Raw genomic sequence first — 15,094 nt, forward strand, 5'->3', positions numbered from 1 at the left:
TACTAGGCTTCATTACGCCCATACTGATCTTCCAGACGAACGATGTCATCTTCCCCAAGATAACTGCCTGATTGAACTTCAACCAACTCCAACGGCACTTTGCCCGGATTCGCCAAACGGTGCACACTGCCCAACGGGATGTACGTTGACTGATTTTCAGTCAATAAAAAGGTTCTGTCATCACAGGTCACTTCTGCCGTGCCTCTCACTACAATCCAGTGTTCTGCACGGTGATGGTGTTTTTGCAGCGAGAGCTTTGCACCCGGTTTCACGGTAATCCGCTTAACTTGGAAACGCTCGCCCGCATCCACCGAGTCATAGCAACCCCAAGGGCGGTTGACCAAACGGTGAATAATGGCTTCGCTGCGGCCTTCCGCTTCCAATGCCGTCACAATACGCTTCACGTCTTGTGCTTTACTTTTGTGCGCAACCAAGGTGGCGTCTTTGGTTTCGATCACAATCAGATCATCAACCCCCACCAGCGTTACCAGACGGTCTTCGGTAAACACCAGATTATTGCTAGCATCATGGGTCATGACATTGCCACGCAAAACGTTATTGGCAGCATCACGTTCACTGACTTCCCACACCGCTGACCATGCACCCACATCGTTCCAACCCGCATTAAGCGGCACAGTCGCCGCATGGCGGGTATGCTCCATCACGGCATAGTCAATGGAATCGGAAGGACAATCTTTGAACGTAGCGGCATCCAAACGAATAAAATCCAAGTCATGTTGCGCGTGCTTAAAGGTTTTTTTGCAAGCGGCGAGAATGTCAGGTTTATAGGTTTCCAGTTCACGCAGGAAGACACTCGCTTTGAACATGAAAATGCCCGAATTCCACAAGTGCTTACCGCCATTCAGGTATTCAGTCGCTATTTCTAAACTGGGCTTTTCAGCAAAGGCCGCCACTTGCCAAGCATTTTCAAAACCTGCCATAGCTGCGCCTTGTTCGATATAGCCGTAACCGGTTTCCGGTGAAACAGGCGTAATCCCAAACGTCACCAAAAAGCCGTCTTCTGCCAAAGCACTAGCTTGCATAATGGCTTGCTGGAATGCGGCAATATCAGGAATTACATGGTCAGCAGGCAATACCAACATCACCGGATCCGCACCATTTGTTTCCAGCAAAGACAAAGCAGCGACCGCAACGGCTGGAGCAGTATTACGCCCCACCGGTTCGAGCAAAATACCTTGGTTTGCCTGACCAATTCCCTGTAACTGTTCTGCCACCATAAACCGGTGTTCTTCGTTACAGACAATGACGGGTGCTTGCTTGTTCACCAGACCATCAAGACGTTCCAGCGTTGACTGGAACAAAGTACGGTCTGCGCTAATCAGCGGCAAAAATTGCTTAGGGCGCAATTTGCGCGATACCGGCCACAAACGTGAACCGGAGCCACCAGAGAGGATTACGGGGGTTATTGGAGTCGCCATCTCTATACCTGCTTTAATTTTAGGATTGTCGGAAATCACGCTGATGATCCACGAACCATGCATACGTTGATTTAAGTCCATCGGGTAAGGTGATTTGGGGTTCCCAACCTAAACTTTTCAGGCGGGAAACATCCAGTAATTTGCGCGGCGTGCCATCCGGCTTGCTCGCATCGAATACAATTTTCCCTTGAAAACCGACCACTTCTGCCATGAGTTCCGCCAGTTGGGCAATGCTGCAATCCACACCCGTGCCGACATTAATATGCGACAAGGTTTGCGGCACCAATGCTTGATACTCCGCATCGTCCATTTCCATCACATGAATGGAAGCCGCAGCCATATCATCAACATGCAGAAACTCGCGCAATGGTGTCCCCGAACCCCAGACTGTCACCTGTGGTTCTTGCGCTAACATAGCCTCATGGAAACGCCGCATCAATGCAGGAATCACATGCGAATTTTCAGGGTGGAAATTGTCGTTAAAACCGTACAAATTGGTCGGCATAACACTGCGGTATTGCGTGCCATACTGACGGTTATACGATTCACATAATTTGATACCGGCGATTTTAGCAATTGCATAAGGTTCATTGGTTGCTTCCAACTCACCCTGCAACAATTCAGACTCAGCCATCGGCTGTTTGGCAAACTTGGGGTAAATGCATGACGAACCAAGGAAAAGCAGGCGCTGAACACCTGCTTGCCAAGCTGAATGAATGATATTGCTTTCAATCATCAGGTTTTCATAAATGAAATCCGCCGGATACGTGCTATTCGCATGAATCCCCCCGACTTTTGCCGCTGCCAGATAGACCTGATCAATGTTTTCCGTCTGGAAAAACTGTTCAACCTCCTGTTGACGGTTCAGGTTCAATTCCTGCCGGGAACGCAATACCAACTCCACTTCCGGGCGTTGTTGCAACTGGCGAACCAAGGCAGAGCCAACCATTCCCTGATGGCCAGCGACATAAATACGGGTTTTTTTCATGCGGATTACTCGTGGTAAGACATAATGCGGTGGCCGTGGTCTTTCAGATGCTTTTCTTTCAGCATCAGCTTCAGGTCAGATTCCATCATGTCATTCACCAGTGAATTCAAGTCATGCTTAGGAACCCAGCCCAGTTTTTCTTTGGCTTTGGTTGGATCGCCAATCAGCAACTCGACTTCAGTCGGGCGGAAATAACGTGGGTCAACCGATACAATCTCACGACCGATTTCCAAGCCATGTTGTTCCGGTGTCGCGCCCGTAGCCACTTCATAAACAGCACGGTCAAAACCAGCAATCACGCCTTTCTCATCGACACCCTCACCGTGGAACTCAACCGAGATACCAGCGCGTGCAAATGACATACGTACAAATTCACGCACTTCGGTGGTAACGCCGGTTGCAATCGCAAAGTCTTCCGGCTTATCCGCTTGCAGAATCAACCACATCATTTCGACGTAATCTTCCGCATGACCCCAGTCACGCTTGGCGGACAAATTGCCCAGATGCAGGTCTTTCTGCAAACCCAAGGCAATGCGGGAAGCCGCACGGGTGATTTTACGGGTTACGAAGGTTTCACCACGCAGAGGCGATTCGTGATTGAATAAAATGCCATTGCAAGCAAACATGCCATAGGCTTCACGGTAGTTGACCGTGATCCAGTAAGCATACAACTTAGCCACCGCATAAGGTGAACGCGGATAGAATGGCGTAGTTTCCTTTTGCGGCACTTCCTGCACCAAACCGTATAATTCAGACGTAGATGCCTGATAAATCCGGGTTTTATGAGTCAGATTAAGGAAACGCACTGCCTCCAGAATCCGCAATGTACCGATACCATCCGCATTGGCGGTGTATTCTGGCATATCGAAGGAAACGTGTACGTGGCTCATCGCCGCAAGGTTATAGATTTCATCCGGCTGGACTAAACCAATAATGCGTGTCAGGTTCATGCTATCGGTCATATCGCCGTAGTGCAGCACAAATCTGCCATCAGAGGTATGTGGATCCTGGTACAGATGGTCAATACGGTCAGTATTCAGTAAAGAAGAGCGACGTTTGATCCCGTGTACGGTATAGCCCTTTTTCAATAAAAACTCGGCCAGGTAAGCGCCATCTTGGCCTGTAATCCCAGTAATTAAAGCCGTTTTGCTCATGATTATTCCTTAATTTACATCACTTGATTGTTAGAAGCTGTTTTGCTGCGCATCAGCAAATATAAAGGGTACGAAAACCGTTTCAAATTCATCAAACCTACCGAACGTGCTGCGTATAGCGCGGAGGAAGCTGGTGAACATAGCCCGTTTTTGACTCTGAGCCTAAAGTCTTCCTTAATGCCGGACAGGCGGCGGCTATTCGAGACCCCCGTCATGTCAAAGCGTGAAAGGATAAGATCTAAGCACTGCATCTCAGACGGGTGCTTAAGCATATTCACCGCCCGCACAATATAGTCATAGTCAGATGAAATTTTATACCCCAAATCATAGCGCAAGGAGGCGTAACGGTAGTGAAAAAACATGGACTGGTGGCTACAGAACATGCCCTTTTTCAGACTGAAGGTGCGCTTTGCCGCCTTGATAATTTCCTTACCATCCGCAAATTCCTCACACATATCGCCATAGACAATCGCTGGCGGCTGCTCAGCAAACGCCTGAAGCTGGCGGTCTAACTGTATCAGGGTATCGGCTGCATACAGCGAATCCCCTGAATTCAGAAAACAAAAGTAATCACACGGCTGGATATGGCTAATGCCTTTATTCATGGCATCGTAGATACCTTTATCCGGCGCGGAAACATAGCGGATATTGGGTTGTGCCTCGGAAAGTTGCTGTAAGTAAGCCGGAGTACCGTCTTTAGAAGCACCATCAATAATGATGCATTCCCAGTTGAGGTACGTTTGTGCCAACAGCGAATCAACCGTCCGCATTAAACCCGACAGATTATTGTAACAGATTGTAATGAAAAAGAATTTTTTATTCATATATGTATCTCAATACATCACGCACCGCATTAAATTCCACTTTTGCGTAAGGCTGTAAATGCTGAGTATTGGCGTCAATGGCAAGAATCGCCGCCTCAACATCCTGGACACGCTCACACACCGCACACAAACGCTGCGATTTCACATAATTAGCCAACTCAATCTGGTGCTTATCAGCCCTATCGGTATTAGGAACCACTAATACCCGTTTTTTATGCTCCAACAACATAAAAATCGTACCAGCCCCGGCATGTGTAATGAAAAAGTCATAGTCTGCGAGTTTGTCTTTTAAACTTTTATCAAAATCGAACCAAGGCTTGTACTGCGGTTGGTAACTACCTTCACCGGTTTGCAAGGTAATCTCGTAGCGACTTTCCAAATCACGGCTTTCATCAATTTTCTTCACCAACGAGTCAAACCCGGTAGTGCCAGTGATGACAAGGATTCGCGTTTTATTATTAGAGGCGTCCAGCGAACTCAGCGTCACGATACAACTCCTTTAAGGATTCATTTTGAACAAAAAACTTGGTACTGAAAGGTGAACACGCCTTACCGGATAAGCTTTTACTGGTAAAACGGCACCAATCTTCAAAAAATATGCGTTTTTTGACACGCATAGCCTTACAAACCATGAATACCGGGATACAGATGCCCGGTCCAAAGCCAATCACCGCACGCGGCTGGTATTGGCGCACCAATTTCACGGTCAATATTACGGCTTTCAAATAAGCATTCACAAACGCGAGTGGATTGAAGGATTCATTTTTGTGCCTAATGGGCGGCACTGTATAAATTTTTTCAGTCGAATCGCCTTTCATCGTTTCCGTGTCAGTCACGTGAATGAAATCAATATTAGGATCAAGTGACTGCATTTGCTTCATCAGACGCATGGCCTGATCATGATGCCCGCCCTCGCCGTACACAAGCAATATACTTATGCCCATGGTCTACTCCTTGCAATCTAATTAGCACCATCAATAGTGCGAACTCTTCCGCACCACGCCCCAAAAAATCCCCAAAGGGAATAATCATAAAATCGGTCAGCAACAACGCTATCAAAATGATGGAAAAATTATTGCGATACTTTTCGGACAACAGATGCACAATCATGACCATCAAGAATGCTAACGGAAACAATAAAATGCCGTATTTGAATAATAGACCTGTCAAGCCAATATCCGAGACATACATATTTATCCCGTAGACTGAACGAAACCCCTCATTGAATTGAAGTGACAGTGCGCCGTGCGGCATCAAAAAGTTGCTTAACGCCTCTCCCATCATGATCCGGAATTCTTTGTTACGGTGATAGTCGTAAAAAAACACCGGCTCATTAAATGCATACACATACAGGAAGTAAGACAGATACCCCAGCACCGCCACTACCGGCACTAATAACAATACGCTTACATTAAAAGTGCTCAAACGGTGGCGCAAAATAGTAATCCACACCAACGTCAACACAATCGCCAGACCCATACCACGAGTTTGGTTAATGTAAAGCATATAAGCTGCCAACAAACCCAGCGGTATCAGCGCCTTCAAGAATTCACCGCGAGCCAACAAATAATAAGGGTACAAAGCAATCAAAAAACCGGCTTCCAGAAAACGGGTGTCAAACCGTGCATCTGTTGCCTCAAAATCATCCGCAAACTGTTCTGCATGTACCGAAAACTCAAAACCAGCATTGCGCGGAATCAACTCAAACGCATTCGCAGCCGACCAAGCCAACACGATATAAAACAAATACTTAAGAATATTCCCCAAATCAGACTCGCCGTATCCCCTACGCCCGCCGATCGTTAACATAATCAGAAAGTAAATCAGGTAGAGCAAGGTACGGCGCTCATCCAAAAAACCATACTGCAACGGCTGTTGGAAACTCACATAAGCGAAAATGGGGGGAGCCAGGAATACCAATGCCACCATCACCAAAAAATACCAGTCAATGGTATCCAACGATTCTCGCTGAGCCACAAGGATGTAAGCCAATGCTAACAGTGATAACCCAATCACTGCCTCACGTAAAAGCAACAAACCAAAGCGATGGTCATCACTCAAAAAAAACAAACCGGATACCAACGCCAACGCTGCGATCATCACCAACTTGTCAGGCATCGATGCCACCGCACCCATCTGTGCTGGTGAATCTGTTTTCAGGAATGAGGCGTTAATTTGCATACCAATCCCCGTTACTTATTAATGACAGCCAGTATTTTGCGGGCATAGTCTGCATGGTCGAAATTCTTGACACGCTGCCTACCTCTTGCCGCCAATTCCGTAGCCAAGGGTGCATCACGTAACAATTGCAACATCTTGTCTGCCATATCAGCCGCATCATTGGGATCGAAAATCAAAGCGGCATTCCCCACTTGCTCTGGCAACGCCACCACATTAGAACAACAAACTGGCACACCCAAAGCAAACGCCTCATAAATCGGAATACTGACACTCTCAAACAAGGTAGGCATCACCAACATTTGCGCCATTTTATAGAGGTAGGGAATATCCTCATAATCAATGTAACCCAGATGTTTGACACGATGCCCAAGGTTTAACGCCTGTATCTTTGCCATCAACTGCGGGTAATAATCTTGCTGTGACCCCGATAAAATTAACGTCACATCCTCATCGGTATCATTCACAATAATATTGAATGCTTCCACCAGCTTAAGATGATTTTTGTGAAACCAACACTGCGCCGGGTAGAAAATATAGCGCTTTGGGAGCGCATATTTACGTTGCACCGCTGCGAAATTTTCCGGCTTAGCCTCATAGCTGCGCAAAAACTCTGGTGGAGGAGACTGGATCACTGCTACCTTGTCGCCGGAAGCCCCCAAAAAGTTCATTATGTCCTGCTTAACATAATTCGATTCACAGATGACCGCCTTTGCAGCCCTGGTCAACGCCTGATTCCTCAACTCCCGCTTGAAACGCTCCGTTCGCGAAAAAGCATGAGGGTAATATTTTTCCTGCATATCATGCAGCGTAAAGATGAACGGCTTTTTCAAAAACACATGCGGGTACACCGAAGTTGCTGGGGATATAAACAAATCAATATCCGCATACACTTGTTTCTCATCATCCCGCAGAAAAAACGGCTGACGCATTCCCAACAATAATTGGGAAAAAATAATGGTCTGATTGAGAGTCGAGCGATTAGAAGGCGACAACTTCCTCACTTCCAAGCCATAATCATCAAAACGCGAATCATCAGTATCGGCGAAAATAATGTAGCGATTGCTCTTGTCGGCTGCGAGAGCATCCACCATTGACTGAATATACTGAAAAATACCCCCGCCATGCATGGGATAAAAAGTCAATATACCGATGTTTTTCTTCATAATAGTGCAACCATTTCTTTCGTATTTATTAGTTACTTAAAGCGCACTCGCAAGGTCTCCCGGAACAGGTAGAGCAAAGCCGCCCCAACCACTCCCATCAAGACCACGCCATCTGCCACAATAACCAGTAAATTACTGTTTATGTATTCGTGCACATAGTTCAACAACACAATTATCAACGCCCCTAGCACCACAAACAACAAGGTTTGCAACAGGTACTCACCGAACTTATGCCCCACATTGCGCTGTACCCACCAATAGAAATAAGGCAATGGCAACAACAACAAGAACAACGACAGCGCAGCACCATCATGACCATAACGCGGTGTTAACACATACATTCCCACCACATACGCCACCGTTCCCAAGAAAGAACTGATCGCGGTTACTTTTGCATTCCCTGAACCCTGTAACACCCAGTAAGCCACCACGGTATTCGACTGAAAGAAGAAATACAGGGCAATAATTTGCAAGGTCAAGGTGCTATGCAGCGCAAACTCAGGGGAAATCCACAACTCAAGGAAAGCCCCGCCCGAAGAAATCAACGCCACGCTAATCGCCATGCTAAACAAGAACACCAACCACATCGCACGCCGATACAAGGCGAGTCGCCCAACCTGATCGTTTAAACTCGATAACTCACTAAAACGCGGAAAGGTAATCTGGCTCAGCACCTGAATCAGACCATTAGCCATTTGCGCAATCGTATGTGGAATCTGGTAATACGTGACCGCCTCTGTTCCCAGAATGGCTCCGATAATAAATTTATCCAGACGGGAAACCACACCACCCAAGAAGTTACTGACAAAGGTATAAGCGCTAAACCCAATCATTTCCGCGAAAATATGACGGTCGAATGACAAACCCAACCGCACATCTTGCGGCAATACCTGCTTTCCCAAGATGTAACCACTGCTCAGTGCGATCATCTGAATAATGACGTAACCCCACAAAATAGCGATCAAATCATAACCAAACAACACCATAATGGTCGCCATCACGACACCCGCGATGTTGGCTGAATTTTGGATCACCGCTGGAATATCAAAACGATGGTAAGCCTTGAATACATTCAGGAAAAACTGATTGATATAACTCAGTAAAAAAGCCACCGCCGTAATCGACAATGCCTTAGCCGCCAGCTCAGCTTTAACAGCATCCTCGTTATAAATCAGATGACCCAACGGCAACGCAAAAATCAACACCGCAGCCGCAATGACCAAACCTAACACCACATACATCAACAAAGCGATGTCTAAAATCGGTTTAACCTTAGCATTTTCCCCAGTTACTTCGTACTGCGAAACATACTTAACAATCGCCTGACCCACACCAAGGTCAACAAAATTCATGAACCCGATCAAGGATATACAAATAATATAAAGCCCATAGATGTCGGTACCCATGTACTTGATCATCAGCGGAATCGTAGCCAATGACGCAAGTAACGGCAGCACATAGCCAAGGCCACTAAATGCGATGTTCCTCGATATATTTTTCATTATGTAAGCAACTCTGAATTTGGCAAATCAGGTTCACTAGCGAACCTGATGCCTACATTCTAACGTCTTATTGGAACATTTCCATGCATTTCCTGACAGCCGCGCATACACGCTCGACATCACGCTTTTCCATATCAAAATAAGAAGGCAGATTGATACCTTTTTGGTAGATTTGGTAAGTAACGGGCGTATGTGTACCGGGGTAGTCAGCCATCATCGACAATGGGTAGAAATAAGGGCGACTGTCCACATCAAATTCACGTAATTTCTGCATGAAAGTGTCACGAGTAGCCTCATCTGCCCCTTCAAGTTCTGCCGTCACCATCCAGTAAACATTTGTCGCCCAAGGTGCAGTCCGATTCAACGTCAAGCCCGCCAGACCACTGAGAGCTTCTTGATACCAGGTAAATATTTCCTGTTTCTTTTGCAGGATTTCTTCAATGCGCTCCAATTGCGCCAAGCCCAATGCTGCCTGCAAGTTGGTCATACGGTAGTTATAACCTACTTCCGTATGCCAGTAGCGTTTCGTGGGACTCATCGCATGATCACGCAAATACTTGGCACGGAGGTACAATGCCTCATCGTCCGTGGTAATCATGCCGCCTTCGCCAGAGGTAATCACCTTGTTACCGTAAAAGCTAAAGGAACCGCAATGCCCCCAAGACCCTACTTTTTTGCCATCGACTTCCGCACCATGCGCCTCGGCTGCATCCTCAATCACCAACAAACCGTGTTTCTCAGCAATCGCCATAATGGCTGGCATATTCGCCGGATGCCCATACAAATGCACTGGAATGATCGCCTTGGTTTTTGGCGTAATCGCCGCCTCAATAGCAGCAGGATCAATGCACAAGGTTTCAGGATCAATATCGACCAAAACCGGTACAGCACCCACGTATTTAGTCGCGTTGGCAGTAGCAATAAACGTTAAGTCTGGCATGATCACCTCATCACCCGCCTCAACACCCATACTAACCAGCGCCAAATGCAAAGAGGTCGTGCCATTACTGCACGTCAAGGCATACTTGCTACCGCAAAATTCCGCAAATTTTTCTTCAAACGCCGTGAGGTATTCACCTAAAGATGATACCCAGCCCGATGCAATAGCCGCCGTGACGTACTCGATTTCTTTTTTGGTAATGGTCGGCCTAGAGACGGGCAGGAAACCATTGTTCTGTTGTAATTGAGTCATTTATATTATTTCCTATACTAAACAATCTGTTACTAAGCAGGCTTCTTCTGCAATTGCCTTACCCTTACCGTGTATAGGGCAAATGCAGCCAAGAAGGTCAAAAAGATAGTAACCTCTTGGAAACCGCTAACATGCATTGCTATGCCCGTAGCTGCAAAAAATGCCGACAAAGTGCTAATTTTCAGAAGCGCAGACTGCTTGCTGTCCCCACTTTGTAACAAAATGTGGTGAAGATGAGTACGATCCGCTTTCAACGGTGACTGACCCCGCGAGACTCGCTCCACGATAACCCGCGCCATATCCATCAGGGGGAAAGCAATTAGCCACAGTGCAGTTGCCGCCGAGAAACTAATAGCATTGCTATTGACCGAACCATCCAGTGTCGGCTGGGTTCCCTGAATCAATAACCAAACCACGGTGAAACCAATCAGCATGGAACCTGTATCACCCATAAAAATCTTAACGATTCTCTTATCCTTTTCCTGAACGCCCCCGGCAAGGTTAGCAATCAGATAAGGAATGAGTGCACCAGAAAGGATTAAGGTCAGCTTCATGTTAGTCATGTCATCATTCAGGAAGAATAGGATTCCCATGCCCACGAATGTCACTAACGAAGAAATACCCAATAAACCGTCAATTCCATCTATCATATTGAACGCATTGATAGCAGCAAGAACGGCAAACACCGTCACCACGTAGCCAAGCGCCCCAATGTCAACGGCTGAAGTCCCAAACATTGTCCCCAGATAATGAATGTACATGCCGCTACCAGCACACATCAGCGCCGCTACCACGGTTTGTACAAACAATCTTAGCCTAGGCGACAAGTCTTTAACGTCATCAGCCACTCCAAGCGCCACAATGATACTGCTGCACACCAAATAGGTCAGTGAACTACTATTAGGCGTAATGAATAGAGAAATCCCCATCACCAAGCCTGCATAGATTGACACCCCACCTATTAACGGAATATCCCCGTTATGGAACTTACGCTCACTATTGGGTACATCCACCAAACCAAACTTAACCGCAAACGGGGTAAGTAGCAGAATGGATAACGCAGATATAAAAAAAACTAATAAAAAAATGCCCGCAAAACTCACTGGAACCTCCTGTTCACAAAAGCGCCTAATTCCCTATCTACCGATATACCCAAAAGCCTAATCGCTGAAACGCTACCGCCAAGCCGGAACACGTCCAACCCGACAAATATCTTACGAAAAACCCTTGTGCCATTGACATCTGCATGTCCTCAAGTGCTATCTCAACATTCATGTAAATCTCAGCAAAAAATGGACACTCCACGTATACCCAAAGGGTACAAGCACCATTTCGTCACAACTCAATTTACAATTACAAACAAACACTTACTCAAAAACTCAGTTCAAACGCGCAAGCAAATAAACCAAGACTATAACAAGTATTCGTCACGCCTCAAAGATAGACTCCTGTCGATAAAAAAAACTTATGACACTTCTGCCCTTTCACAAAATACATCATTTAATTGATGTATAAACACAAGTATAATGTTTTATAGAAATATAGCAACGCTACCTACCCATGAAAGAGCACATTTCATCAAAAAAACGTATTAAAATTTACTTATTAAATCAAAATCTGATCAAAAATTGTCAAAATTACTGATGAAAAAATTAATTTTCGACATAAGTAAATCATATAAAAATAAATAACCTTAATGCTTTCAGAGACAAACTATAGTTCGTTTCTTCACAATTTCTGCTGATTTTTTTAATTTTTGATGCATTTTTTTGATCGAAAACAAGCAAATGATCTTGTTAGATTATCAAGCAGGCTAATTTATCCAAAAACAAAACAAATAGATCAAATTATAACCAAAATCAATCACTGATCTGTCGACCGCCCTCGTACTTAGCTATCGACAACAGGTTTAAAAAACAAGCAAGGCTAACCTTATAAACAAAAACTTAACGTAGACCGCAGACTCGGCAATAAAATGAATGCATGGCTATGCGCTGGCGTGGCTTGGTAGAAAGCCGCTAAAATACAAACACTCAATGGACACATCAATACTGAATCTTATGGAAAAACCAGCAGCTCACATCCTCTCGCCACACAGTAAGCGCGAAGAAACGTATATCGATGAGCATATCCGCCCGCGCCGTCTACAGGACTACATTGGGCAACCCGTGGTACGCGAACAAATGGAAATTTTCATTCATGCCGCCCGCCACCGGGGGGAAGCGTTGGATCACGTCCTGATTTTTGGTCCACCGGGGCTGGGTAAAACCACGCTTTCTCACATTATAGCGCATGAAATGGGGGCGAACCTGCGGCAAACCTCCGGGCCAGTACTAGAAAAAGCTGGGGATCTGGCTGCCCTGCTGACCAACCTCGAACCTCACGACGTATTATTCATCGACGAGATTCACCGCCTCAGCCCGATGGTAGAAGAGATTCTCTACCCTGCCTTAGAAGACTTCCAGCTCGACATTATGATTGGGGAAGGCCCTGCCGCGCGTTCCATCAAGCTCGACCTCCCGCCCTTCACCTTGGTGGGCGCGACGACCCGTGCAGGTTTGCTTACCTCGCCATTACGGGATCGCTTCGGGATTGTGCAACGCCTGGAGTTTTACAATGTCGATGACCTGGCTTACATCGTGCAACGCGCCGCCAGCATTATTGGGGCAAGCATCGACGTGGGTGGCGCGCGAGAAATCGCCCGCCGGTCACGCGGCACGCCCCGTATTGCCAACCGCCTGTTACGGCGGGTACGCGATTACGTGCAAGTCAAAGGTAATGGCCTGATTGATACCGAAATGGCGGATAAAGCCCTCAATATGCTCAATGTGGATAATCAAGGTTTCGACCATATGGATCGCCGCCTACTGTTAGCTGTCATGGAAAAATTCGACGGCGGCCCCGTGGGGGTCGACAGCTTGGCTGCTGCGATTGGCGAAGAACGTGGCACGATTGAAGATGTCCTCGAACCGTTCCTCATCCAACAAGGTTTTCTGATGCGCACCCCGCGTGGGCGGGTCGCTACCCGCCATGCTTGGCAACACTTCGGGCTGACTATTCCCGCCCGTCTCAACCTAACCGAGATCCAATCAGATCAAGAAGGCAGTAGTTTTGACTTATTTGAATGAATTTATCCTCCCGGTACGGGTGTATTACGAAGATACCGATGCCGGAGGCGTGGTGTATCACGCCAATTACCTGCGTTTCATGGAACGCGCACGGACTGAATGGCTGCGCACCTTGGGCTTTGAACAAGACAAATTGGCACAAGAATTGAGTATTGTTTTCGTCGTTGCCGGGCTGGAGATTGCCTACCGTAAACCCGCCCGTTTCAATGATGCCTTATTCATTAGCGCCAAAATCGACACCATTGGACGCGCCTCACTGGTATTCAAGCAAGAAATTTGGCGGGAAGGCGGCAATAATTCGCGGGAACTCTTGACAACTGCCAGCGTCAAAGTAGTCTGTGTCAGCACGGGCAACTTTCGTTCAACGACAATTCCAACAGTAATCAGGGAACTCCTTCAGTGACAACAGATCTCTCCATACTCAAGCTGATCATGGATGCCAGCTTGGTCGTCAAAATCGTCATGATCTTACTGGTATTAGCGTCGCTACTATCTTGGACATTGATCATGGTCAAATCCAGCACCATTAACAGCACCCAAAGCAGCGTTACGCAGTTTGAAGAACGCTTCTGGAGTGGAGTTTCACTGAACTCCTTGTATGAAGAGTTGTCTCAGAAAACACAGCGGCGTGGGCTGGAGCGTATTTTTTACGACGGCTTTCACGAATACAAACGCGCCCTCAACGTAGACCCGACCTCACGGCTCTCGGTCACGGACTCGGTGCAGCGCTCCATGCGGGTTGCCGCCTCTAAAGAGGTCGATGATCTGGAAAGGAATTTAGCATTTCTAGCCACTGTCGGTTCGACCAGCCCGTATATAGGTCTGTTTGGCACAGTGTGGGGAATCATGAACTCGTTTATTTCACTCGGACAAATGCAGCAAGCCACCTTAGGCGTGGTTGCCCCCGGTATTGCCGAAGCCCTAATTGCCACCGCCATTGGCTTGTTTGCGGCAATTCCGGCAGTTATTGCCTACAACCGCTTTAGTGACAAAATCGACCGTTTGGTGGTGAGTTATGACAATTTCCGTGAAGAATTTACCGCGCTGTTAGAGCGCCATGCCAGCACGCAAAGGAAACCGGCATGAGCAGCGCCCGTCGCCGCCGTAAAATCATGGCAGAAATGAACGTGGTTCCCTACATCGACGTCATGTTGGTGCTACTGGTTATCTTCATGGTCACAGCCCCCATTATGCAAACCGGCGTAACTGTCGATGCGCCCGATGCTCAGGCTGAACCGCTGGATGCGAACAACCAGCAAGAACCCTTGACCATATCCGTTGATGCCAGTGGACGGTTATTTCTGGATGATGGCTCGGAAGTACCCGCTGCCAACGTCACCGCTTACGTGAGCAGCCAATTGGATGCCAAAGCCGAACGCCCCGTATACGTCAAAGCCGACAGCACGGTCGAATACCGGCATTTAATGAATGCAATGGTCGCCGTTCAACAAGCGGGGGCAAAAAAAATTGGCTTAATGGCTGACCCGGCACCGCCCGACCAACCGTAAGCAGATCTGAGAAGG

Annotated in this window: 15 protein-coding genes; 4 read left to right on the forward strand and 11 right to left on the reverse strand. The window is 47.0% G+C overall.

All coding sequences use genetic code 11. The features are described from left to right. Window positions 1-2: 2 nt before the first annotated feature. The 11 genes from L2Y54_RS02835 to wecA form a co-directional block, all read right to left on the reverse strand. Complete coding sequence (locus L2Y54_RS02835) at window positions 3-1,439, reverse strand: mannose-1-phosphate guanylyltransferase/mannose-6-phosphate isomerase (RefSeq protein ID WP_236499709.1); 1,437 nt, start codon at window positions 1,437-1,439, stop codon at window positions 3-5. A 19-nt stretch (window positions 1,440-1,458) separates the two neighbouring features. Continuing rightward, entirely contained in the window at window positions 1,459-2,427 is a 969-nt protein-coding gene (gene fcl, locus L2Y54_RS02840) for a GDP-L-fucose synthase (protein ID WP_236499710.1), read from the reverse strand. A gap of 5 nt (window positions 2,428-2,432) precedes the next feature. Beyond that, window positions 2,433-3,581 (reverse strand): GDP-mannose 4,6-dehydratase, encoded by a 1,149-nt coding sequence (gene gmd / locus L2Y54_RS02845; protein WP_236499711.1) that lies wholly within the window; start codon window positions 3,579-3,581, stop codon window positions 2,433-2,435. A 14-nt stretch (window positions 3,582-3,595) separates the two neighbouring features. Then, entirely contained in the window at window positions 3,596-4,405 is an 810-nt protein-coding gene (locus L2Y54_RS02850; RefSeq protein WP_236499712.1) for a glycosyltransferase family 2 protein, read from the reverse strand. Then, on the reverse strand, window positions 4,398-4,892 hold the full coding sequence (gene pssE, locus L2Y54_RS02855) for a PssE/Cps14G family polysaccharide biosynthesis glycosyltransferase (protein ID WP_236499713.1): 495 nt from the start codon (window positions 4,890-4,892) through the stop codon (window positions 4,398-4,400). The genes L2Y54_RS02850 and pssE overlap by 8 nt, the downstream gene beginning before the upstream one ends. Next, window positions 4,864-5,349 carry a PssD/Cps14F family polysaccharide biosynthesis glycosyltransferase gene (pssD, locus tag L2Y54_RS02860; protein WP_236499714.1) on the reverse strand — a complete coding sequence of 162 codons (486 nt, stop codon included), beginning with the start codon at window positions 5,347-5,349 and terminating at the stop codon, window positions 4,864-4,866. The genes pssE and pssD overlap by 29 nt, the downstream gene beginning before the upstream one ends. Next, window positions 5,303-6,586 (reverse strand): hypothetical protein, encoded by a 1,284-nt coding sequence (locus L2Y54_RS02865; protein WP_236499715.1) that lies wholly within the window; start codon window positions 6,584-6,586, stop codon window positions 5,303-5,305. Before L2Y54_RS02865 ends, pssD begins: the two co-directional genes overlap by 47 nt. A gap of 11 nt (window positions 6,587-6,597) precedes the next feature. Beyond that, window positions 6,598-7,749 (reverse strand): glycosyltransferase family 4 protein, encoded by a 1,152-nt coding sequence (locus L2Y54_RS02870; protein ID WP_236499716.1) that lies wholly within the window; start codon window positions 7,747-7,749, stop codon window positions 6,598-6,600. Window positions 7,750-7,781: 32 nt separating this feature from the next. Beyond that, window positions 7,782-9,251 carry an oligosaccharide flippase family protein gene (locus L2Y54_RS02875; RefSeq protein WP_236499717.1) on the reverse strand — a complete coding sequence of 490 codons (1,470 nt, stop codon included), beginning with the start codon at window positions 9,249-9,251 and terminating at the stop codon, window positions 7,782-7,784. Between the two features lie 67 nt (window positions 9,252-9,318). Continuing rightward, the gene (locus L2Y54_RS02880) at window positions 9,319-10,443 is read right to left on the reverse strand and encodes a DegT/DnrJ/EryC1/StrS family aminotransferase (RefSeq protein ID WP_236499718.1); all 1,125 of its coding nucleotides are present in this window, start codon (window positions 10,441-10,443) and stop codon (window positions 9,319-9,321) included. A gap of 32 nt (window positions 10,444-10,475) precedes the next feature. Further along, window positions 10,476-11,546 (reverse strand): UDP-N-acetylglucosamine--undecaprenyl-phosphate N-acetylglucosaminephosphotransferase, encoded by a 1,071-nt coding sequence (gene wecA / locus L2Y54_RS02885; protein ID WP_236499719.1) that lies wholly within the window; start codon window positions 11,544-11,546, stop codon window positions 10,476-10,478. Between the two features lie 957 nt (window positions 11,547-12,503). On the opposite strand from wecA, the gene ruvB reads away from it, so the two are divergent. Genes ruvB through tolR form a run of 4 tightly spaced genes read left to right on the forward strand, consistent with a single transcriptional unit; the run spans window position 12,504 to window position 15,079 of the window. Then, window positions 12,504-13,571 carry a Holliday junction branch migration DNA helicase RuvB gene (gene ruvB / locus L2Y54_RS02890; protein ID WP_236499720.1) on the forward strand — a complete coding sequence of 356 codons (1,068 nt, stop codon included), beginning with the start codon at window positions 12,504-12,506 and terminating at the stop codon, window positions 13,569-13,571. Continuing rightward, on the forward strand, window positions 13,555-13,974 hold the full coding sequence (gene ybgC, locus L2Y54_RS02895) for a tol-pal system-associated acyl-CoA thioesterase (RefSeq protein WP_255697844.1): 420 nt from the start codon (window positions 13,555-13,557) through the stop codon (window positions 13,972-13,974). The genes ruvB and ybgC overlap by 17 nt, the downstream gene beginning before the upstream one ends. Continuing rightward, window positions 13,971-14,657 (forward strand): protein TolQ, encoded by a 687-nt coding sequence (tolQ, locus tag L2Y54_RS02900; RefSeq protein WP_236499721.1) that lies wholly within the window; start codon window positions 13,971-13,973, stop codon window positions 14,655-14,657. The genes ybgC and tolQ overlap by 4 nt, the downstream gene beginning before the upstream one ends. Further along, window positions 14,654-15,079 (forward strand): protein TolR, encoded by a 426-nt coding sequence (tolR, locus tag L2Y54_RS02905; RefSeq protein WP_236499722.1) that lies wholly within the window; start codon window positions 14,654-14,656, stop codon window positions 15,077-15,079. The genes tolQ and tolR overlap by 4 nt, the downstream gene beginning before the upstream one ends. Window positions 15,080-15,094 lie beyond the last annotated feature (15 nt).

This window comes from Thiothrix winogradskyi (genome assembly GCF_021650935.1).
In the GTDB taxonomy this organism is placed as follows: Bacteria; Pseudomonadota; Gammaproteobacteria; order Thiotrichales; family Thiotrichaceae; genus Thiothrix; species Thiothrix winogradskyi.